The following is a 19835-nucleotide window of genomic DNA, read 5'->3' as shown; positions in this document are numbered from 1 at the left end:
GTCACAGCCGTCCCGCCCGTCCCTCCGGCCCCGTGTTGTCACGGACCGGTAACGGTGTCTACGGTGGCGGGCGTCCGGTCGGTCGTCTCTCCCCGTCCGGGGAGCCTGACCGGACGCCGCCGAGTCGTGTCCGCACCCGCGGACGCGAGCCGGGGACCCACCGCAGTACTGGGGTGAATCGCACCCGTCGAGCTCTGCTCGCGGGGGCGTAGGGCTGCTTCCCGCCCGAACCCGTCAGCTAACTCGGTAGGCGGCTCACGGAAGAAACGGAGAGCCTCCGCATGCCCCGCCTCCGGGCCCCCGCGGCCCGCAGGTGCAGCCGCCCGCGCGCGCAGCGCGGTCCCGCGTCCTCCTGACGCCGGCTCGACCCTGCCCTGCCGCGCCCGGCGCCGACCGCGGCCGCCGGAGACCTCCCGACCAGACACGCCGTAGACCCGCGCTGCGTGCGCGTGCCCATGACCCGGGCCGCCGCGCGCCCTCTCCCTCGGAGCGCCCACCCGCATGTTCAGCCGTACCCGTCGCACCGCCGCCGACACCCCCGTCGCCGAGACCCCCGACACCGACGCCCTCGAGACCGCCGTCCTCGAGGTGGACGACGAGACCCCCGCCCCCGGCCGCGCGCGCCGCGGTGGCCTGCTGGGCTCCCGCCGCCCGGCCCTGCTGCTCGGCACCGCCGCCGCCGGCGCGCTCCTGGTCGGGGTGCTCTCCGGCACCGGCCCCGCCGCCACCGGCGGTGCCGAGGCCGACACCGCCAGCGCCTCGGTGGGCGTGGCCGAGGCGCTCGGCCTCGCGGAGCAGGGCACCGACGGCGCCGTCGAGGACGGTGACCTCGCGCCGCTGGAGGAGCTCGCCGCCTCCCGCACCGAGCGCACCGCGATCGACGCCGCCGCCGTCCAGGCCCAGGCCGCGGCCGACCAGGCCGAGCGCGACCGCGTCGCCGCCGAGGAGGCCGCCCGCATCGCCGCCGAGGAGGAGGCCGCGCGCGCCGCCGCCGAGGCGCAGGCCGCTGCCGAGGCGCAGGCCGCTGCCGAGGCGCAGGCCGCTGCCGAGGCCGAGGCCGCCGCCGCGGAGGCCGCCGCTGCCGCCGAGGCCGCCGAGGCCCAGGCCGCCGAGTCCGCCGCGGCTCCGGCGCCGAGCAGCTCCAGCTCCGAGAGCCGCGGGTCGTTCAAGGACTACGCGCTCGGCCTCGTCGGCGCCGAGCAGTTCTCCTGCCTCGAGAAGCTCTGGGGCAAGGAGAGCAACTGGAACCCCAACGCGCAGAACCCGACCAGCACCGCCTACGGGATCGCGCAGTTCCTCGACTCCACCTGGGCCAGCACCGGCATCGCGAAGACCTCCGACGGCTACCGCCAGATCGACGCCGGCCTGGTCTACATCAACGAGCGCTACGGCTCGCCCTGCGAGGCCTGGGCCCACTCGCAGGCCACCGGCTGGTACTAGGAGGACCCCGCTGCCCCCCGCGCCTCGCACGCTCGGCGCGGGACCCTGCAGCGGAGCCGTTCCAGCACGTCACCTCGGGAGGGCCGGTGACCAGGGTGGTGCCCGCGGGCTTCGTCCGCGCGCACACCCAGGTCCGCCGGCCCTCCCTCGTCCCCGAGGTCCGGCTGCACGTCGCCGACGACGTCGTCGCCCTGTGGGAGGCGATGGAGACCGCGGGGGGCGCCGGTGAGGAGCCGCCGTTCTGGGCCGCGGCCTGGCCCGGTGGGCAGGCCCTGGCCCGCGCCGTGCTCGACGGCGCCGTCCCGGTGGCCGGTCGCCGCGTCCTCGACCTCGGGTCGGGCAGCGGCCTGGTCGCCGTCGCGGCCGTCCTCGCCGGTGCCCGGCACGTGCTCGCCAGCGACGTCGACCCGTTCTCGCGGACCGCGGTCGGCGTCAACGCCGTCCTCAACGGCGTGCGCGGCATCAGCGTGATCGGCGACGTCCTGCACCGCGAGCCGCCCGACGTCGACGTCGTCCTGGCCGGGGACGTCTGCTACGACCGCGTGATGACCGGGCGGGTGCTGCCGTTCCTCGACCGGGCGCGCGCCCGCGGTGCCGAGGTGTTCGTCGGGGACCCCGGCCGCCCGTACCTGCCGCACGAGCGGCTCGAGCCGGTCACCGTGCTCGACGTGCCCGAGACCGAGGGCCCGGGCCTGCGCCGCACGACGGTGTGGCGACTGCCCTGAGCGCCCCGCGGTCGTGGGTAGGGTCGCCGCCGTGGCCGCACCGCTCCCCGTCGCCCCCGGCGGCGGCCGCGGGCGCCGGGCCCGCCGCCCCTCCGGCGACGACCGGGAGCGGGCCATCCTCACCACCGCCGAGGAGCTGCTCGGGCAGCGCCCGCTGGCCGACATCTCCGTCGACGACCTGGCGCGCGGGGCAGGCATCTCCCGGCCCACCTTCTACTTCTACTTCCCGTCCAAGGACGCCGTCGTCCTCGCGCTGCTCGACCGGGTGGTGGGGGAGGCCCGCGCGTCCCGCTCGGCGGCGCTGCGCCGCGCCGGCGACGACGTCCGCGCCGGTTGGCGGGGCGCGCTCGAGGCGGTCCGCGACACCTTCGCCGCGCACCACGCCCTCACCACCGCGGCGGCCTCGCTGTTCGCCACCAGCGCCGAGGCCCGCGCGCTGTGGTCGGAGGTCATGGAGCAGTTCGTCGCCGAGACCGCCGCGGCCATCGACGCCGAGCGGGCCCGCGGCGCCGCCCCGCCCGGCCCACCGGCCCGCGACCTCGCCGTGGCGCTCAACTGGATGAACGAGCGGGTCATCCACGTGACCGCCACCGGGCAGGCGCCGGTGCTGGGCGAGGCCGACCTGGTCGACGTGTTGCTCACCGTGTGGCTGCGCACCGTCTACGGCGGCGACGGGCCGGGGGCCGCCCCCGCCTGACCGACACGCCGTCGACGTACTCGACACGGTGTCGAGTAGTGTCGCCCAGGTCACCCCGGCTCCGACAGGGAGAGTCATGACCGAGACCAGTCCCGCCCGCCACGTCGACGTGCTGATCGTCGGCGCGGGCCTGTCGGGCATCGGCGCGGCCTGCCACCTGCAGCGCGAGGTCCCCGGCAAGAGCTACGCCGTCCTCGAGGCCCGCGAGGCCATCGGCGGCACCTGGGACCTGTTCCGCTACCCGGGCGTGCGCTCGGACTCGGACATGTTCACCCTGGGCTACTCCTTCCGGCCGTGGACCGACCCGAAGGCCATCGCCGACGGGCCCTCGATCCGCGAGTACGTCCGCGACACCGCGCGCGAGTACGGCGTCGACGAGCACATCCGCTTCCGCACCCGGGTGCTCGCCGCGTCCTGGTCCACCGAGGACTCGCTGTGGACGGTCACCGCCGAGCGCACCGACACCGGCGAGACCGAGACGTGGACCTGCTCGTGGCTGTCGGTGTGCTCCGGCTACTACCGCTACGACCAGGGGTACCGCCCCGAGTTCCCCGGCGAGGAGCGCTTCGGCGGGCAGGTCGTGCACCCGCAGCACTGGCCCGAGGACCTCGACTGGGCCGGCAAGCGCGTCGTCGTCATCGGCAGCGGCGCCACCGCCGTCACCCTGGTGCCGAGCCTGGCCGCCGAGGCCGCGCACGTGACGATGCTGCAGCGCACCCCCACCTACGTCGTGAGCCTGCCCGGCCGCGACGCGCTCGCCGAGAAGCTGCGCCGCCGGCTGCCCGACCGCGTCGTCTACCCGGTGGTGCGGTGGAAGAACGTGCTGGTCTCCATGGCCTCCTTCCAGCTCAGCCGGCGCCGGCCCGAGCTGATGAAGCGCATCCTCGCGAAGGCGGCGGCCAAGGAGCTGCCCGAGACCGTCGACGTGGGCACCCACTTCAACCCGCCCTACGACCCGTGGGACCAGCGGCTGTGCGTCGTCCCCGACGGCGACCTGTTCCGTGCGTTGCGCGCCGGCAAGGCGTCGATCGTCACCGACCGGATCGCCGGCTTCGACGAGACCGGCATCGCCCTGGAGTCGGGGGAGCACCTCGACGCCGAGGTCGTCGTCACCGCCACCGGCCTGAACCTGCTGCCCATCGGCGGGATGCAGCTGAGCGTGGACGGCGAGGACGTCGACCTGTCGCGCACCGTGTCCTACAAGGGCTTCATGGTCTCCGGTGTGCCGAACTTCGCCATGACCATCGGCTACACCAACGCCTCCTGGACGCTGAAGGCCGACCTGGTCGCCCGCTACGTCTGCCGGCTGCTCGCCCACCTCGACCGCAACGGCTACGCCGCGGCCACCCCGCTGGCCCCGGCCGAGGGCGGTGCCGCGCCGATCATCGGCCTGTCGGCCGGTTACGTGCAGCGCAGCATCGCGGCGCTGCCGAAGCAGGGCGCCCGGGCGCCGTGGAAGCTGTACCAGAACTACGTCCGCGACGTGCTGCTCATGCGCCGCGGGCCGGTCGAGGACGAGGGGATCCGGTTCACCCGCCCGGTCCGCGAGCCCGCCACGGCGGGCGTCGGCGGGGTGGCGGCGTGATGCGGCCCTACGACTTCACCGGCACGGCCGTCGTCACCGGCGCGGCCAGCGGCATCGGCGCCGCGCTCGCGCCGGCGCTGGCCGCCCGCGGCAACGACCTGGTGCTGCTCGACCGCGACGCCGAGCGGCTCGACGGCGTGGCCGCGTCGCTGCGGGCGGCCCACCCCGCCCGGTCGATCGACACCGTCGTCGCCGACCTCGCCGACGCCGCACAGTTGCGCGCGGCCGCCGAGGCGGTCGTCGCCGGCCACCCCGGGACGACGCTGCTGGTCAACAACGCCGGCGTGGCGCTGGGCGGGCGCTTCGACCAGGTGACCCTCGAGGAGTTCGATTGGGTCCTGGACGTCAACTTCCGCGCCGCCGTCCGGCTCACCCACGCCCTGCTGCCCACGCTCAAGGCGCACCCCGGGTCGCACCTGGTCAACGTGTCGAGCATCTTCGGGATCATGGCGCCGGCCGGGCAGGCGGCGTACTCGTCGAGCAAGTTCGCCATCCGCGGCTTCACCGAGGTCCTGCGGCACGAGCTGGCCGAGGACGGCGTCGGCGTGACCAGCGTGCACCCCGGCGGCATCGCCACCCGCATCGCCGAGACCGCCCGGGTCGGCAGCGGCGTGGACCCCGCGGAGGCCGAGCAGGGCAAGCGCGACTTCGCGAAGTTCCTGCGCTACCCGGCCGACCGGGCCGCCGCCCGCATCGTCACGGCGATCGAGCGGCGCCGTCCCCGGCTGCTCATCGGCGCCAGCGCCGCCGTCCCCGACGTCCTGGTGCGATTGGCGCCCGGCTCCTACGGCCGGCTCCTCGCCGGGGCGACCCGGCTGGCGGAGAAGCGCCGCGCCTGAGGGCGCGGGCCGGTCGATGGCGGTCCACGTCGGCACGTCGGGCTGGAGCTACGACCACTGGGACGGCGTCCTCTACCCACCGGGGACGCCGCCCCGCGACCGGCTGGCCCACTACGTCGCCCGCTTCGGCACCGTCGAGCTCAACGCCAGCTTCTACCGCTGGCCGCGGAACGCGACGTTCGCCTCGTGGCGGCGGCGGCTGCCCGAGGGCTTCCAGCTGTCGGTCAAGGCGCCGCGCGGGCTGACCCACGCCAAGCGGCTGTTCGCGCCCGAGGCGTGGGTCGAGCGGATGACCGCGGCCTGGCACGAGCTCGGCCCGCGCCGGGCGGTGCTGCTGGTGCAGCTGCACCCGGCCGCCGCCCGCGACGACGCCCGGCTCGACTTCTTCCTGTCGCGGCTGCCGGACTGGATGCGGGTCGCCGTCGAGTTCCGCCACCCCAGCTGGCACGACGACGGGGTGTTCGCCCTGCTCGAGCGGCACGGCGCCGCCTACTGCGTGATGAGCGGTGCGGGCCTGCCGTGCGTGCTGCGGGCGACCGCGCCGTTCGTCTACGTGCGGCTGCACGGCCCCGACCCCGCGCACCTGTACGCCGGCTCCTACCCCGACGCCGACCTGCGCTGGTGGGCCGACCGGATCGGGGAGTGGGCGGGGCAGGGCCGCGACGTCTACGCGTACTTCAACAACGACGGCCACGGTCACGCCGTGCGCAACGCGGAGACGCTGCGGGCGTTCGTCGGCTGAGCGGCCCCGGCCTCCGGACGCCAGACTGGTCCGGGCCCCGCCGAACCCGCGGCGGGCCGGGCCGGGGGAGGCGGAGGGTGAGCGAGTCCGAGGACAGGCCCCGCGACAGCGGGCTGGTGGCGCGCTCGGTCGAGGAGTTCGTCGCCCAGCTGCGCGGCTTCACCGACCGGGCCACCCGGCTGGCCGCCGGCGCCGTCCCGTCGGGGCTGTCGCTGCCGCGGCTGCCCTCGCCGCCCGGGGCGATGTCGGCCGCCCAGGTGCGGTCGATCGCCGCGTCGGTGAAGGCCCAGCGGCAGCTCATCGAGGGCCTGATCGGGCAGCTGCAGGCCTTCGACGAGCAGCTCGCCGTGTTCGAGCGGATCCTCGACCCGCTGGTCGAGTGGAGCTCCACCTGGGCCCGGCTGGAGGAGTCCTTCGCCGACGTGGTCCGCCGCTCGCCGGGAGACCGGGAGCCACCCGCCTGACCCCGGTCACTGCATGATCATGCGTGGTCGTGCATAATCTTCGACGTGTCCAAGGTGCTCACGTCCCTGCCCGTCGGTGAACGCGTCGGGATCGCCTTCTCCGGCGGTCTCGACACCTCCGTGGCGGTGGCCTGGATGCGCGACAAGGGCGCCGTGCCCTGCACCTACACCGCCGACATCGGCCAGTACGACGAGCCCGACATCGGCTCGGTGCCCGACCGGGCCGCCGCCTACGGCGCCGAGATCGCCCGGCTGGTCGACTGCCAGGCGGCGCTGGTCGAGGAGGGGCTGGCGGCGCTGACCTGCGGGGCCTTCCACATCCGCTCCGGCGGGCGCAGCTACTTCAACACCACGCCGCTGGGCCGCGCGGTCACCGGCACGCTGCTGGTCCGGGCCATGCTCGAGGACGGCGTCGGGATCTGGGGCGACGGCTCCACCTTCAAGGGCAACGACATCGAGCGCTTCTACCGCTACGGCCTGCTGGCCAACCCGGCGCTGCGCATCTACAAGCCGTGGCTGGACGCCGCGTTCGTCGAGGAGCTCGGCGGGCGGCGGGAGATGTCGGAGTGGCTGACCGCGCACGGGCTGCCCTACCGGGACAGCGCCGAGAAGGCCTACTCCACCGACGCCAACATCTGGGGCGCCACCCACGAGGCCAAGCGCCTGGAGCACCTCGACGCCAGCATCGAGATCGTCGAGCCGATCATGGGCGTCCGTTTCTGGGACCCGGCGGTGGAGATCCCCACCGAGGACGTGACCGTCGGCTTCGCCCAGGGCCGGCCGGTGACGATCAACGGCAAGGAGTTCGACTCTGCCGTCGACCTGGTGCTCGAGGCCAACGCCATCGGCGGCCGGCACGGGCTGGGCATGTCCGACCAGATCGAGAACCGGGTGATCGAGGCCAAGAGCCGCGGCATCTACGAGGCGCCGGGCATGGCGCTGCTGCACGCGGCCTACGAGCGGCTGGTCAATGCCGTGCACAACGAGGACACCCTCGCGGCCTACCACACCGAGGGCCGCAAGCTCGGCCGGCTGATGTACGAGGGCCGGTGGCTCGACCCCCAGGCGCTCATGCTGCGGGAGTCGCTGCAGCGGTGGGTGGGCATGGCGGTCACCGGCGAGGTGACCCTGCGGCTGCGGCGGGGCGAGGACTGGTCGGTGCTGGAGACCGCCGGGCCGGCGTTCAGCTACCACCCCGACCGGCTGTCGATGGAGCGCACCGAGGACCCGGCGTTCGGGCCCACCGACCGGATCGGCCAGCTGACCATGCGCAACCTCGACATCGCCGACTCGCGGGCCAAGCTCGAGCAGTACGCGGCGCTGGGCATGGTGGGCACCGGCCCCGAGCGGGTCGCGATCGGCGCCGCCCAGGCCGCCGCCACCGGGCTCATCGGCACGATGACGCGGGGCGGGGCCGAGGTCATCGCCGCGCGCGGCGGCCCGGCCGGGGAGGACGAGCTGCTCGACCGCGCCGCCATGGAGGCCGGCAACGACTGAGCTCCCTGCGGATCTCGTGCGTCGCGACTGGTGTCCCTGAAGGCGGCTCCAGGGACACCCGAGGTCATCAGTCGACCGCGTGGGCTCACGGGTCGGCTCGGGAGCCTTGCCTCAGTGCCTTGCGACGCTCGTGCACGATGCTGGCAAGTTGAGCGACGACGAAGAAGGCCATGGCAACCGCCGTCCACCAGACGCCCATGAGGGCCGCGACCAACCCGATCAGGGCGAAGACGGCGATGAACCACCAACGCACTGGGCTACGCCACGACAGCCGCTGCATGCCTCGGAGGCCATGAGGGTGTGGTGGACACCGCCCGGCCCACGAGGACGCTGTCACCCAGTTGGCGGCCTCGTGCAGGTGTCTCTGAGTGGGCCGCTCGGGGACACGCCGCCTGTGGCCACTCTGGGGCAACCTCCAGCGCACGACGGCGGATCGAGTCTCATTCTCAGGGCGCTTGCTTATCGGCACTGACATTGCCCAGATGTCTCTTGATTGATTGCGCGAGCCGAGCGTATCCACTATCGAATGCGTTCCCGCTGATATCGACGTACAGCTTCCTTCGAAGTCTGTGGGGGATTGCGTTCGACTGCAGACCTTTGGCGACGACCGGCAACACGATCTTGGAGCCCTCCACCTCCTCGTGCGCGGCCTCGTCCAACTCTCGTTGAACCCACTTGCTCTTGACCGAACTGGGAGTGAGAAGAACAAGGAAGAGTATCGATTGCTGTATGCCCCTGGAGATCGCCCTATCAACAACATCCCCGACCAGCAAGTCCTTATCGTCGCGCCAGTAGTTGATTCTGTCGACGTCAAATCGGGCTGTCAGCGCATCAACGACATCGCTGTCGGCATGTGAATAGCTGACGAAAACTCCCCCTGTCCTTTCTGCCTCTTGGTCGAAGGCGGCCAACTCTTGGAGCCTTTGGGCCTGTTGCTGAAGCTGAAACTCTTGGCGTTGCAGGCGGGCAGCTTGCTGCCTGAGCTGAGCCTCGCGGATGCGTAGCTCGTTTCTTAACGAGCTACGTGTGGTGAAGAAGCGCTCCCGCTTGACTTCCCCCCAGAGCTCTTCCTTGGGAATGCCATAGAGAACCGCGGCGACTTCTATCGCAGCTTCTTCCACGACGAGACTGTTCAACTGGCCGACTTGCGCCTCATGCCTGGCAACCCGCAGATCGAACCATCGAGGTTCATCGGCGAACCAGCCCGAGAGCGCGGACGGAAGCGCAGTGGTTCGACTCCAGTCCATATCATGGTCTCGATTGCTCCACTGGATTTCACCATCGGTGAGCAGCAGGAGAATACTCGAAGACTCGCGGTGCTGACGCCAGAATAGCACTTCGCGCGAGACCCAGGGTGACTGGGCTGCTTGCCGCGAGGCAAAGAATAAGAAGTAGCGGGAACTCTCCAAGGCCGTCTGGATGGCATCCCACAAGTTCGGAGTCGCACTGAGACTGACGTCATCCCGAAACAGGCGCAGCCTGCCGCGCGTGCTCTGACGCTCGCTGACACCATTGATGAGACGTTGCAACTCCCTGACGAGAAGGCCGTCAGCTCCGTGACTGTAGGCAAAGAAGGCGTCATGCCTGTATTCGGTCGGAATTGATCCCCCCACCAGCGCACTCCTCGATCCTGTGCCGGTTGGCCGCTTCCTTCTGTCGGCACCGTGACCCTCGAGTCAACGACATGGTGCCTCGATCCTTGACGACTATGAAGGGGGGTCATGATGACCGCCGCTCCGCGCCGGCGGGCCGACATAAGATCGCCGCCACCTCCGAAGGGGACAGTCGCCGGAGTTCTGCAGCACCTCACCGCATGTCAGTATCAGACGAAGAGCGATGGCCGTCCCAGTAACCGACTGCGCCCGCCAAGCAGCTCCTACCCTCACCCTCGGCCACGATCGTCACATCGAATGGCCCAGCGCGCCGTAAGCCCCTGGCCGTCGGCCTGCTGATGCGAGGTCGGACGTGTCCGAACGTGGGCCGCTCAAGGACGGCGACATAGCTCAACCGCGGGCGGGGACATGCGCAGCCGCTTGTGTCCTATCTCAGCCGGTCCAGCCGGCGAGGAAGCCGGCGACCTGATGAGAGGCGTGGCGTTCCAGCGCCTCGCCGCTGACGTCGTAGCTGCCCAGAGTGGTCTCCGGGCGGGTATGCCGAAGGGGGGGCGTTGCACGTCGCGCAGCGGGATGCCCTGACTGAGCCCGACGGTGCCAACCGTGCGACGCAAGGCGTGTGGACCGGTGGGTCGGCTGATGCCGGCGGCCTTCGCGGTGGCGGCGACGTAGCGGTGAACCGAGCGGCGATCCATCCCGGCGCCACTGCGGGTACGCAGCAGCGGCCCGGTGTCGCGGCCGTCGATCGCGGTCGTGACTGCGTCGAGGGCCCGAATGGGCACCGGCACCCGCGCCGGCTTGTCGCCCTTGCCGAGGACCAGCAGCGTGGCGTAGCCGCGTACGGTGGCGAAGGACTCCACGGTCAGGGTGGCCATCTCGGTGGCCCGCAGCCCCATCATGCCGCCGAGCAGCGCGATGGCATGCTGGGCCGGGCCGAGGGTTCGAGCGGTGGTCAAGAAGGCGGCGTACTCGAGAACGGTGAGCACCTCGCGGCGCTGCAACTCTCGCTGAATCTTGGGCCGGTGACGCGGGCGCACGGGTTGGCCGTCACCAGTTCCTCCTCGTAGGCCAGGCGGTACAGGCTGGCCACGGCGTCGTAGTGGGCCGCGACCGAGGCCCGCGAGAGGCCGGAGTCGGCGACGCTGCGCAGCCAGAGTTCGACGTCGGCGCGCCGGGCGGCGAGCGGGTCGAGACCGCGGTCGGCGCACCACCTCACCCAGCGGGGCAGGTAGGTGGCGTAGGTCCGCTGGGTGCTGGGCTTGTAGCGCGACAACCACCACGCGGCGAGATCGTCCCAGGCGGCATGGCCCGAGGGCGGCAACGTGGCAGGACGCTGCTGCATGGCGCACGCCCGGACAGGGCAGCGCGCGATACCCAGTGATGGCCCGGCCGACTACCTCTCAGATGCCGACAACGCGAAAGAGGGGCGGCTATCGCCCACCGGAGTGATCGTCGATCCGCTGCTCCCGACGCCGGCTCCGGATGAGATGTCCTCAAGCGGCCCACTTTGGGACACGTGGCGACGAATCAGCCCTGGCGTCGTTCCTTCCGACGCGTCGTCGCTGCCGCGCCTAGGAAGCAGAGCCCGCTGCTGCCGCGAGTGTCGCCATCACGAGTTGGTCGGTCAGAAGCCAGGCCCCTGCCGCGAGCAACAGCCAGAACACGGCAAGGGCGACGAAGACCTCGGGTCTGGGTCCCGCAGGTCGCTTTCGGCTGCCTGGCACGCTGTGAGGCTAAAGCGGAAGGCGCGCTAGTTCCTCGGCCTCACCCGATCGAGCGGGACAGGGGGCTGCCGAATTACGACTGTCCCTAAAGCCGCCCTCAGGGACGCGTCAGCGGGCCTGCGTTCACCCTCGCCGGCGAGGGACCCTTGACGAACGGGGCTTACCGGCCCCTGATGCAGGGTCCCGCCGAGGTTGGACGCTGCCGTCCGGGCGGCGCTCGCGGGGGCAGCCACCCGCGCCGGGAGGACGGAGATCGTCGTGACGGGACCTGTGCACCAACGGTCGAAGGCGGCGCTGAACGCCGACATCCGTACCCGGCGCCGCACCGCGCTGGTCGTCAACGTCCGGTCCCGCAGGGGACGCCGTCACTTCGCGGCGGTGCACCAACGGCTGCAGGCCACCGTGGAGCTGGTCGATGTGCGCCCGGTCGCTGACCCTCGGGGCCTGCCGGAGGCGATAGCCGCCGCGGCCGACAGCGACGCTGACCTCGTGGTGGTGGGCGGCGGCGACGGCACGCTGAGCGAAGCCGCGCACCAGCTCGCCCACCGCGACGTCTGCCTCGGCGTGGTCCCGCTCGGCACGACCAACAACTTCGCCCGCGGCCTCGGCCTGCCGCTCGGCCTGTCGGCCGCCTTGGGCGTGCTCACCGGCGGCAAGGTCGCTGACGTCGACCTCGGCCACGTAGCCGGGCGGCACTTCGCCAACCTGACCAGCCTCGGGCTGTCGGTGCAGGTCGCTGAGCACGTTCCGCACAGGCTGAAGCGGGTGCTCGGCCGCGCTGCCTACCCGCTGACGGCGCTCGCACTGCTGCCCGGCCACCGGCCCTTCACCGCGCGCCTGCGAATCGGCGAGGAGCTCCACGAACTCGTGACCCACCAGCTCAACATCGCCAACGGCAGTCACCACGCCGGCCGGGCGATCGCCTCCGACACCGGCCTCGACGACCGCGAGCTGGTGGTGTACCGGCTCGGCGACGCCAACCGGCTCCGGCTGAGCCTCGCGACCGTCCGCCAGACGGTCATCGGGCCCCGTCGGCCGCTGGCCCGCACCCGCTTCCTCACGGCCGGCGAGGTGTGGGTGGACACCGACCCGCCCCTCGCGCTCGACGTCGACGGCGAGATCCGCGGACGCACGCCCGTGCGGATCGCGCTCGAGGCCAACGCGCTGCGGGTCATGGTCGGCACGGACTTCCCCGACCGCTGATTTCCCCTCTCCTCGCGGTCATGGGCTCTCCTGGGACGAGGAGCGCCAGCTCCGTCCGCGACGACGGAGCAGGGTGATTCCGCCCGCACCGCCGCCCGCGTGGGTTCCTGTTCGGCGCGTCCGTGACCGCGCCGTGGCGACTGCTTGTGTCCTGCAGGCGCGGACGTGGGCCGAGCAGTTCCACGTCCCGCCTCACGCGGTGGTCGAGGACTCCGGCGGCTACCGAGGGATCCTGGGCGGCAGGGCGGAGACGTTGTCCCGTCGTGGGAACGCTCAACGGCGACGTTCGGACGGAGCAGGCAGCCAACCGCCGGCGCCCCGCAGGGGATCCCTCTCCGGCGACGGCAAACGCAGACACACAGCAGCGTCCCTCAAGGCGGCCTCTGGGAGGCCCTCACAGGGGCGCACTGCGTGGGTCGACGGTCAGGCCGGCGGGATGTGACAGGTGATGGTTATCCGGCCGCTGGTCGTCACGACGACGCGCTCCCGGCCTACGACTCCGGTGTCACTGTGACAGCTCGTGGAGCCCGCGTAGGTCGTGGTAGGCGCTGGGACACCCTCGGGGAGCTGTCCGAAGCAGGTGACGTTGAGGCCGCCATCAGGGGTCACGACGACCGTGGAGTTCGTGATGCCAACACCCTCTGGCAGGAAGGGGGCGTCGTTGGGGCCAGCCACGCCGTCCACCTGGCCCCGGAAGAGAAAGACCATCGCAGCAGCCTGGGCTGAGGCGGGCACTGCCGTCACCAGAGCCAACCCGACACCGCCGACAACCGTGGCCCTGACCAGTCGGTTCGTCATGACGACCTCCTGCGATCCTTCGCGAGGGTGACGGGTTGAGGCAAACGGTCGCCAGAGCACAAGGTCTCTGCGGACCGCCCGCTCCACTGAGCCACGGCAGCTGTGACGGACATGGCATCCCTCTGTGTGCCTCAGCGGGCCGCTCAGAGACGGGCGCGGCTTGAGCGACCCTGGTGCCGCCGATGGCCTGGCGTCACAGGCCCGGAGCCTGGGTGCCCTTGCAACCCCGTGTCTGCGGCCCGATGGTTCGGTGCCGGGTGAGACTGCGGAGACCCACTCACCATCCAAGGAGTCGGACGCGTGTCCGAAGAAGGCTTGTCCCGGCGACAGCGCATCGCGCAGATCTGGGAAGCGGTCCGCGAGTTCCAGAGCCTGTGGGCGTGGGGTGATGATCAAGGTTTGAATGCCGTGGACCGACCGCCTCAGCCATGACGTATTGCCGCTCTGGGTCAGCGCCGATCAGGCCACCAAGGAGAACCAAGACGACCGCAAACCTGGCGAGCGACCACTGTTCTTCAGCATCGACTACGTGCTGCACCGGACCCTGCTTGACGGGAGGCAGGCATCGCCGAATCGGGCTTGCAGTCCGAGGACGGAGGACGGTTCCTGCTGACAATCCCGCTTGAGGAGTTGGCGGACAGGCTGAGTCAACTTCGCGTCGAAGGTGCACCGCGCTGTCCTCAAGTGGGCCGCTTGAGGACACCGCTCGTGGCGGGCGTCGGTGCGGCTCCGGGAACACCCCGCGGCGCCCACGTCGGCCAGTAGGCGGGACCCCCGGCCTCGATCCACCCGTCGTCGAGCCGGCCTCGGTGGCGCACGGTCATGGGCACGACTCCTGCGCACGGCGCGAGCGCGGGTCCAGACGCCGCATCGTCGATCCGGCTGTTGCGCATGATCGATGAGCCCGACGGCCTCCGCCGGTCCTTCCGAGAAGGAAGCACCCCTGGCCCGGAGGATGACCCAGCATGCTCATCGTCGCAGGACAACTCCACGTCGACCCAGCGCATCGCGACTCGTATCTGGCCGGCTGTGTCACGGTCGTCGAGCAGGCCCGCCGGTCGAACGGATGTCTGGACTTCGCCTTGAGCGCGGACCTGGTCGACCCGGGCCGCATCAACGTCTTCGAGCGGTGGGAGTCGCGGGACGCGGTCGAGGCGTTCCGGGGGAGCGGCCCCAGTGACGACCAGAGTGCGGCGATGCTGTCGGCATCCGTCGCCGAGTACGACGTCGCGGACGTGCGCTCGCTCACCTGACCCGGCGTCACGGTGGTCGCAGCGCCGCCGCGTGCGCTCGGCAGGGGTCGCGCTGAGACGAGCGGATGGGTGCCACGGAGTCGCGTCGAGGCCCTTGACCTCCAGAGGGGCGTTCCCGCGGGGACGCCTCCGCACCGAGGTGTCCCCGAGTGGGTCGCCTGGGGACTGTCGAACTCCGATCAGTCCTCAGGTCAGTCGCAGTAGGAGGCCGGGAAGCGGGTCACGGGCGCCTACAACGTCGAGTCACGCCTCATCTCCGGTGAGCCAGTCCCGTGAGGCCGCCACGACTGCCTGCTCGAGCTCGATCGGCAGATCGGCGCCCCTCTGCGCGCGTCAACACGCGGCAGAGGGCGGATCTGACACCATCCGATCGATGCGCAGGCGACGGTCCTCCTGGGCGGAGCTCACGCGGCGCGCTACCCGGCTCGGTGTGGTCACGACCCTTGTGCTGTGTGCCTTCGGGCTACTGCAGACCCTCGCCGGGACGGACGCCGGGGAGACCTGCACGCTCGTCGAGTACGAGCGCTTCGACGTCGAGTACTGGGCAGCCCACCGCAGCGGTCCCCTGCCGCCCTACAGGGCGCCGTGCAACGCCGACCACGACCTCGTGCCGGGGTGGGTCAACCCGGCGATCGCAGCGGGGGCGGCGCTGTCCGCCGTCTGCGGCGCCGCTCATGGCACCAGCAGGTTGATCGACCGCCGCCGGTCGCTCACCGGTCACCGCGCGGCCAAGGACGTGCTGTAGCGCAGCCGCGTGTCCTCGAGTCCGGAGGTCGTATCGAGAGCCATCGCTCCTCCGCCACCGCCGACAGCATCACCCGGGGAAGACCCACGGCGCGTTCCCGAACGGGGCACCCGTGCGCCTCCCGCACCGCCGGCAGACCTTGTCGTCCGGACCCGAGGGCCCCTCGCCGTCCGGGTGCCGCTGGACGTAGGAGTGCAACCCGAACCGACACCGCAGTGGCTTCCGAGTCATGGGCCGACGCTAGGAGTCGCCGGTCCCGCCGGGAAGGGGAGTACGGCCCTGCGCGCCCGTGCCACGTCTACCCCGGGGTGTGCAGGTCGCGGCGCGTCGCCCTGGCGACGATCGCGTGGTGGCTGCGTGCGCTCTCGAGGTCGTCCACCGCCACCTGGACCACCCACGCAGCACTGCCGCAGGCCTCGACGAGGCGCTCGTCGGCGCGACGGAACTCGCCGGCGAGCAGGCCCGCCACCGCCGCGAGGACGGCGGTGGCCGCCCACCCAGCGTCGACGCCGACTCCGCCGGGAGCGATGTCGGCCACCACGGGCATCAACTCGGCCCGAGACAGCCGCGGCGACGCCGCCCGATAGCGCGTCCCCCATCGGAGCAGGCGCGGCGTCTGCGGTATCCAGAGCCCACGGGCGACCAGATCCGCCGCCAGCTGATCGAGACCCACCGCACCGTCGTCGACGACCTCACTCAGCGTCCGCGGTGGAGGGCCCACCAACTCCTGCGCCAGCGCCTCGGCCGGCGGAGACAGTGGAGCTCCCGGGCCTGGCAGCAGCTCGATGTGGTCCTCACCCTCGATCAGCCGGCCCGCCAGCGCGAGATCGACGAGCAGCCCCGCCCGCGCTGCGCGGACCGCCCACCGTGACTCGGTCAGCCGACCATCGCGCTGGAGGCACAGCAGCGCGAGCCGCGGACCGACGCCTTCGCCGTCCAGCGAGGCCAGGGGCTCCGCGGTGTCCTGAGCTCTCGCTTCCCCTTCGGCCGCCATGCCCGACCCCTTCGACGCAGCTCACGTGCACGCCCGACGAGACGATGCCGTGCGGGACGTCGCAGGGCCACCACTGGGCCGCTGCGGGACACCGACGCCGAGGCCGACAGAGGGGGTACAGCCGGGCTCAGTCGAGCTGCTCGGCCAGCGCGACGATGATCCCCGCGGGGCCGCGGACGTAGCAGAGCCGGTGGCTGTCCTCGTACTGCGCCACCTCTCCGATGAGCTGCGCGCCGTGGGATCGCAGGCCGGCGAGAGTGGCGTCGAGGTCGTCGACGGCGAACATGATGCTGCGCAGGCCCAGCGTGTTCCCCAGGGCGTTCTCCGGCTGCGGGCTGACCACCTCCGGGCTGTGGAACCTCGTCAGCTCGAGCCGGCCGTGGCCGTCCGGGGTCCGCATCATCGCGATGTCGACCCGGATGCCGTCGAGCGCGTTCACGCGGTCCGCCCACGGTCCCTCGATCGGCGCCTCGCCCTCCAGCTCCATGCCGAGCTCGGCGAAGAACGCCTTGGCCGCCTCGAGGTCGTCGACGACGACGCTGACGTGGTCCATCCGCTGGATCGTCACGGCGGTTCTCCCCTCCGTCGCGCGGCCTGTCGTGGCCACTCTCGTCCCCGGGACGGAGCCGGCGCCCCGTTCTCGACAACCCGGAACGAGCCACCCCGGAGATGAGTCCCGGGCCGTCGGGCGGTCACCACGGCATGGCCACCGTCATCTCGCACATGTCGATGTCCCTCGACGGCTTCGTCGCCGGCCCCGACCAGTCCGAGGAGCACCCGCTGGGGATCGGGGGTCTGGCGCTGCACCAGTGGCACATCGGCCGGCTGCACCCGGCGGACGTCCCCTGGCAGGAGCGGCTCCTCGACCGCGGCGACGCGTACGTCATGGGACGCAACATGTTCGGTCCGGTGCGCGGCCCCTGGCAGGGCGACTGGCGGGGCTGGTGGGGGAGCGAGCCGCCGTACCACGCCCCGGTGTTCGTGCTGACCCACCACGAGCGGGAGCCGCTCGAGATGGCGGGCGGCACGACGTTCTTCTTCGTCACCGACGGGTTCGATGCCGCCTTGAGGCAGGCGAGCGGCGCCGCCGGCGACGGCGTGGTCGACGTCGCCGGTGGCGCCTCCACCGTGCGCCAGGCGCTGGCGTCCGGCGCACTCGACGAGCTGGTGGTCGACCTCGTCCCGGCGGTGCTCGGGCGAGGCGAGCCGATCTTCACCGACCTCACCGGTGTCGACCTCACCCCGGTCGAGGTCGACACCTCGCCGCTCGCCACCCACATCCGCTACCGGGTCGAGCGCCCGGCTCACCGACGGACGGCGTAGCGCTGCAGTCCCGATCGGAGGACGGGGCGGTCAGCTCCGCGCCAGACGTCCGGCGTGCTCCTGCTCCTCCGGTCGGACCTCCGACGCCCACGAGCGGACGAGCCGCCACGCCACGGCTCCGCCCTCCGGCGTCGCGCCCGTGCCCGCGGCCAGGGCGTCGTCGATCGCGGCCCGCACCCGCGCCTCGTCGTCCGGTCCGGCCGCGAAGAGCACCCGCAGCCGGACCTCGTCGCCTGCCCGGTCGGCCCGGGTGTGGTGCGGCGCGAGCGGGCACGGCGGCTCGTGCTCCCAGCTGCCGCACAGCGCGACGGTGATCGCGCCGCCCGGGGCACGGTCGTCGGTGCCGGACTCCATCGACAGCAGTGCCTCGTGCGCGAACCGCTCCCTGGTCACTCGCCCACCGTGGCAGGCCCTGGCTGCACCTGGCCGGGCGGTCGCACGTCCACCCGCAGCGGGTGGTCGGCCGGGACCTCGACCAGCACGATCGCCACGCCGTCGGGGTCGGTGACCGTCGCCTCCAGCAGCCCCCAGGGCCGGCGCCCGGGCTCGTCGACGACGGGGACGCCGGCCCGCGCGAGCCGGTCCACCTCGGCGGCGAGGTCGCGCACCTGCACCCACAGCGCCAGGCCGCGCGGCCGCTCGTCGGCCCGGCCGGAGACCTCGAGCAGGCCGTTGCCGAGGAAGAACACCAGGCCGCGGTGCTCGGGCGGGCCGAACTCGCGGTACACGGCCAGCCCGAGGACGTCGCGGTAGAAGGCCTGCGACCGGGCGGCGTCGGTGGGCCGCAGGAGCACGCGGCTGCTGAGCACGTCCACGCCGCCATCCTGGCCCCGCCCGCTCGGCGAGATCACGTGATCTCGGCGGGGACGGGGCGGGCAGCCGCGCCGCATACCCTCGAGCGGTGACCCCTCCCGCCTCCCCGGCGGCGGATCCCGTCGACCGGCGGCGGGAGCTGCGCGCCGACTGCTCCGCCTGCGCGGGGCTGTGCTGCGTCCTGCCCGCGTTCGCCACCTCCGCCGACTTCGCGATCGACAAGCCCGCCGGCCGGCTGTGCGTCCACCTCACCGCGGACGCCCGCTGCGGCATCCACGCCGACCTGCGGCAGCGCGGCTTCCCCGGCTGCACGGTCTTCGACTGCTTCGGCGCCGGGCAGCGGCTGGTGCGGGCCGCCGCGGTCGAGCGGCCGGCCGCCGACCCGGGCGTGGCCGCGGCCTTCCCCGTCCTGCGGCAGCTGCACGAGCTGCTCTGGTACCTCACCGAGGCCGCCGCCCGGCCGCTGCCCGCGCCGCTGCGCGCCGACGTCGCCGCGCTCACCGAGCGCACCGAGCGGCTGGCCGCCGGCGGTCCCGAGGAGCTGGCCGGCGTCGACGCCGCCGCGGTCCGGGCCGAGGCCGGCGAGCTGCTCGGCCGGGTCAGCGCCGCGATCCGCCCCGGCGGCCGGGACCGGCGCGGTGCCGACCTGGTGGGCGCCGACCTGCGCCGCACCGACCTGCGCGGCACCAGCCTGCGCGGCGCCTACCTCATCGGCGCCGACCTGCGGGGCGCCGACCTCACCGCCGTCGACCTGCTCGGCGCGGACCTGCGCGCGGCCGACCTGCGCGGCGCCGACCTCTCCGGCGCGCTGTTCCTCACCCGCCCGCAGGTGGCCGCGGCCCGCGGCGACGGCGCCACCCACCTGCCGGCCGCGCTCGAGCGCCCCGCGCACTGGCCGGCCACGGCCGCCACGGCGACCGCACCGGTCACGGCACGGCGTCCCCGTCGTCGTCGGGGCGGCCGCGGCGGCGCAGCAGGCCGGTGACGCCGGCGACCCGCGACTGCGCCTGACGGATCGTCGAGATCATCGGCATGAGGTCCTCGTCGATGGTGCGGATGATGTCCGGCACGGCGTCGACCGCGGGGTCGTCGAGCACCCGGCCCACCCGCTCCAGCCCCGGCCGCAGCGCCCGCACCGGCTCCTCGAGCTCGCCGACCAGGTCCTCCAGCCGCTCCGCGGTCCGCTGCGCCGACGAGATCGCCGACGTCGCCGTCGCGGTGGCGGCGATGAGGTCCCGGACGGCGGCGTTGAGGTCGGTCAGCGTGCGCGGCAGCTGGGCCAGCGCCTCGGTCTGCGCCTGGAGCGTGGTCAGCAGCTCCGTGAGGCCGGGGATCTTCGGCATGCCGAGGCGGAAGGGGTCCACAGCGGCAACCGTCGCG

23 protein-coding genes and 1 riboswitch are annotated in these 19835 nt (G+C 72.7%); of the genes, 13 read left to right on the top strand and 10 right to left on the bottom strand.

What is annotated here, in order from left to right; genetic code table 11:
- Positions 1-107: 107 nt before the first annotated feature.
- Positions 108-268, top strand: a riboswitch (cyclic di-AMP (ydaO/yuaA leader).
- Between the two features lie 233 nt (positions 269-501).
- The 8 genes from ACI78U_RS13020 to argG all read left to right on the top strand — a co-directional run bounded on the left by ACI78U_RS13020 (position 502) and on the right by argG (position 7989).
- Entirely contained in the window at positions 502-1440 is a 939-nt protein-coding gene (locus ACI78U_RS13020; RefSeq protein ID WP_456875741.1) for an aggregation-promoting factor C-terminal-like domain-containing protein, read from the top strand.
- A gap of 86 nt (positions 1441-1526) precedes the next feature.
- Positions 1527-2165 carry a class I SAM-dependent methyltransferase gene (locus tag ACI78U_RS13015; RefSeq protein ID WP_456875740.1) on the top strand — a complete coding sequence of 213 codons (639 nt, stop codon included), beginning with the start codon at positions 1527-1529 and terminating at the stop codon, positions 2163-2165.
- 31 nt (positions 2166-2196) lie between these two features.
- Complete coding sequence (locus ACI78U_RS13010; RefSeq protein ID WP_456875738.1) at positions 2197-2862, top strand: TetR/AcrR family transcriptional regulator; 666 nt, start codon at positions 2197-2199, stop codon at positions 2860-2862.
- Between the two features lie 76 nt (positions 2863-2938).
- Positions 2939-4447 (top strand): flavin-containing monooxygenase, encoded by a 1509-nt coding sequence (locus tag ACI78U_RS13005; protein WP_456875737.1) that lies wholly within the window; start codon positions 2939-2941, stop codon positions 4445-4447.
- Positions 4447-5286 (top strand): SDR family NAD(P)-dependent oxidoreductase, encoded by an 840-nt coding sequence (locus ACI78U_RS13000; RefSeq protein WP_456875758.1) that lies wholly within the window; start codon positions 4447-4449, stop codon positions 5284-5286. Before ACI78U_RS13005 ends, ACI78U_RS13000 begins: the two co-directional genes overlap by 1 nt.
- A 16-nt stretch (positions 5287-5302) precedes the next feature.
- On the top strand, positions 5303-6028 hold the full coding sequence (locus ACI78U_RS12995; protein ID WP_456875736.1) for a DUF72 domain-containing protein: 726 nt from the start codon (positions 5303-5305) through the stop codon (positions 6026-6028).
- A 77-nt stretch (positions 6029-6105) separates the two neighbouring features.
- The gene (locus ACI78U_RS12990) at positions 6106-6492 is read left to right on the top strand and encodes a hypothetical protein (protein WP_456875735.1); all 387 of its coding nucleotides are present in this window, start codon (positions 6106-6108) and stop codon (positions 6490-6492) included.
- A 45-nt stretch (positions 6493-6537) separates the two neighbouring features.
- Positions 6538-7989 carry an argininosuccinate synthase gene (gene argG / locus ACI78U_RS12985; RefSeq protein WP_456875734.1) on the top strand — a complete coding sequence of 484 codons (1452 nt, stop codon included), beginning with the start codon at positions 6538-6540 and terminating at the stop codon, positions 7987-7989.
- Between the two features lie 85 nt (positions 7990-8074).
- Here argG and ACI78U_RS12980 read toward each other — a convergent pair whose 3' ends face one another.
- From ACI78U_RS12980 to ACI78U_RS12965, 4 genes are all read right to left on the bottom strand, one after another.
- A complete protein-coding gene (locus ACI78U_RS12980) occupies positions 8075-8269 on the bottom strand; it encodes a hypothetical protein (RefSeq protein ID WP_456875733.1) in 195 nt (64 codons plus the stop codon).
- Between the two features lie 166 nt (positions 8270-8435).
- Positions 8436-9602, bottom strand: a complete 1167-nt coding sequence (locus tag ACI78U_RS12975) for a toll/interleukin-1 receptor domain-containing protein (protein WP_456875732.1) — start codon at positions 9600-9602, stop codon at positions 8436-8438.
- Between the two features lie 371 nt (positions 9603-9973).
- Entirely contained in the window at positions 9974-10588 is a 615-nt protein-coding gene (locus ACI78U_RS12970) for a tyrosine-type recombinase/integrase (protein ID WP_456875731.1), read from the bottom strand.
- Complete coding sequence (locus tag ACI78U_RS12965; protein ID WP_456875730.1) at positions 10555-10944, bottom strand: site-specific integrase; 390 nt, start codon at positions 10942-10944, stop codon at positions 10555-10557. Before ACI78U_RS12965 ends, ACI78U_RS12970 begins: the two co-directional genes overlap by 34 nt.
- Before the next feature lie 640 nt (positions 10945-11584).
- Between ACI78U_RS12965 and ACI78U_RS12960 the strand changes: the two genes are divergently transcribed.
- Positions 11585-12529 carry a diacylglycerol/lipid kinase family protein gene (locus ACI78U_RS12960; protein WP_456875729.1) on the top strand — a complete coding sequence of 315 codons (945 nt, stop codon included), beginning with the start codon at positions 11585-11587 and terminating at the stop codon, positions 12527-12529.
- A gap of 423 nt (positions 12530-12952) precedes the next feature.
- On the opposite strand, the gene ACI78U_RS12955 is transcribed toward ACI78U_RS12960, so the two are convergent.
- Positions 12953-13327, bottom strand: coding sequence for a hypothetical protein (locus tag ACI78U_RS12955; protein ID WP_456875728.1), 375 nt, complete (start codon positions 13325-13327; stop codon positions 12953-12955).
- A gap of 965 nt (positions 13328-14292) precedes the next feature.
- On the opposite strand from ACI78U_RS12955, the gene ACI78U_RS12950 reads away from it, so the two are divergent.
- Positions 14293-14580: a putative quinol monooxygenase gene (locus ACI78U_RS12950; RefSeq protein WP_456875727.1), complete on the top strand. Its 288-nt coding sequence runs from the start codon at positions 14293-14295 to the stop codon at positions 14578-14580.
- 430 nt (positions 14581-15010) lie between these two features.
- Positions 15011-15325: a hypothetical protein gene (locus ACI78U_RS12945; protein WP_456875726.1), complete on the top strand. Its 315-nt coding sequence runs from the start codon at positions 15011-15013 to the stop codon at positions 15323-15325.
- A gap of 298 nt (positions 15326-15623) precedes the next feature.
- On the opposite strand, the gene ACI78U_RS12940 is transcribed toward ACI78U_RS12945, so the two are convergent.
- Positions 15624-16319: a hypothetical protein gene (locus ACI78U_RS12940; RefSeq protein WP_456875725.1), complete on the bottom strand. Its 696-nt coding sequence runs from the start codon at positions 16317-16319 to the stop codon at positions 15624-15626.
- Between the two features lie 127 nt (positions 16320-16446).
- Entirely contained in the window at positions 16447-16887 is a 441-nt protein-coding gene (locus tag ACI78U_RS12935; protein ID WP_456875724.1) for a VOC family protein, read from the bottom strand.
- 134 nt (positions 16888-17021) lie between these two features.
- Here ACI78U_RS12935 and ACI78U_RS12930 point away from each other — a divergent pair, with 134 nt between their 5' ends.
- Positions 17022-17642: a dihydrofolate reductase family protein gene (locus ACI78U_RS12930; RefSeq protein WP_456875723.1), complete on the top strand. Its 621-nt coding sequence runs from the start codon at positions 17022-17024 to the stop codon at positions 17640-17642.
- Between the two features lie 30 nt (positions 17643-17672).
- Here ACI78U_RS12930 and ACI78U_RS12925 read toward each other — a convergent pair whose 3' ends face one another.
- Positions 17673-18035: a hypothetical protein gene (locus tag ACI78U_RS12925; RefSeq protein ID WP_456875722.1), complete on the bottom strand. Its 363-nt coding sequence runs from the start codon at positions 18033-18035 to the stop codon at positions 17673-17675.
- Positions 18032-18457: a VOC family protein gene (locus ACI78U_RS12920; RefSeq protein ID WP_456875721.1), complete on the bottom strand. Its 426-nt coding sequence runs from the start codon at positions 18455-18457 to the stop codon at positions 18032-18034. The genes ACI78U_RS12925 and ACI78U_RS12920 overlap by 4 nt, the downstream gene beginning before the upstream one ends.
- Positions 18458-18543: 86 nt before the next feature.
- Here ACI78U_RS12920 and ACI78U_RS12915 point away from each other — a divergent pair, with 86 nt between their 5' ends.
- The gene (locus ACI78U_RS12915) at positions 18544-19440 is read left to right on the top strand and encodes a pentapeptide repeat-containing protein (protein WP_456875720.1); all 897 of its coding nucleotides are present in this window, start codon (positions 18544-18546) and stop codon (positions 19438-19440) included.
- On the opposite strand, the gene ACI78U_RS12910 is transcribed toward ACI78U_RS12915, so the two are convergent.
- Entirely contained in the window at positions 19382-19819 is a 438-nt protein-coding gene (locus tag ACI78U_RS12910) for a hypothetical protein (protein WP_456875719.1), read from the bottom strand. The genes ACI78U_RS12915 and ACI78U_RS12910 overlap by 59 nt on opposite strands.
- Positions 19820-19835: the final 16 nt, after the last annotated feature.

The sequence above is a fragment of the Geodermatophilus sp. SYSU D00710 genome (assembly GCF_054050195.1).
Note: the sequence above shows the minus strand (reverse complement) of the source record. Positions and strands in the feature narration are given on the sequence as shown.

Coding starts and splice junctions, on each gene's coding strand:
- ACI78U_RS13020 (WP_456875741.1), top strand. CDS start 502: ATGTTCAGCCGTACCCGTCGCACCGCCGCCGACACCCCCGTCGCCGAG.
- ACI78U_RS13005 (WP_456875737.1), top strand. CDS start 2,939: ATGACCGAGACCAGTCCCGCCCGCCACGTCGACGTGCTGATCGTCGGC.
- ACI78U_RS13000 (WP_456875758.1), top strand. CDS start 4,447: ATGCGGCCCTACGACTTCACCGGCACGGCCGTCGTCACCGGCGCGGCC.
- ACI78U_RS12995 (WP_456875736.1), top strand. CDS start 5,303: ATGGCGGTCCACGTCGGCACGTCGGGCTGGAGCTACGACCACTGGGAC.
- ACI78U_RS12980 (WP_456875733.1), bottom strand. CDS start 8,269: ATGCAGCGGCTGTCGTGGCGTAGCCCAGTGCGTTGGTGGTTCATCGCC.
- ACI78U_RS12965 (WP_456875730.1), bottom strand. CDS start 10,944: ATGCAGCAGCGTCCTGCCACGTTGCCGCCCTCGGGCCATGCCGCCTGG.
- ACI78U_RS12955 (WP_456875728.1), bottom strand. CDS start 13,327: ATGACGAACCGACTGGTCAGGGCCACGGTTGTCGGCGGTGTCGGGTTG.
- ACI78U_RS12950 (WP_456875727.1), top strand. CDS start 14,293: ATGCTCATCGTCGCAGGACAACTCCACGTCGACCCAGCGCATCGCGAC.
- ACI78U_RS12940 (WP_456875725.1), bottom strand. CDS start 16,319: ATGGCGGCCGAAGGGGAAGCGAGAGCTCAGGACACCGCGGAGCCCCTG.
- ACI78U_RS12930 (WP_456875723.1), top strand. CDS start 17,022: ATGGCCACCGTCATCTCGCACATGTCGATGTCCCTCGACGGCTTCGTC.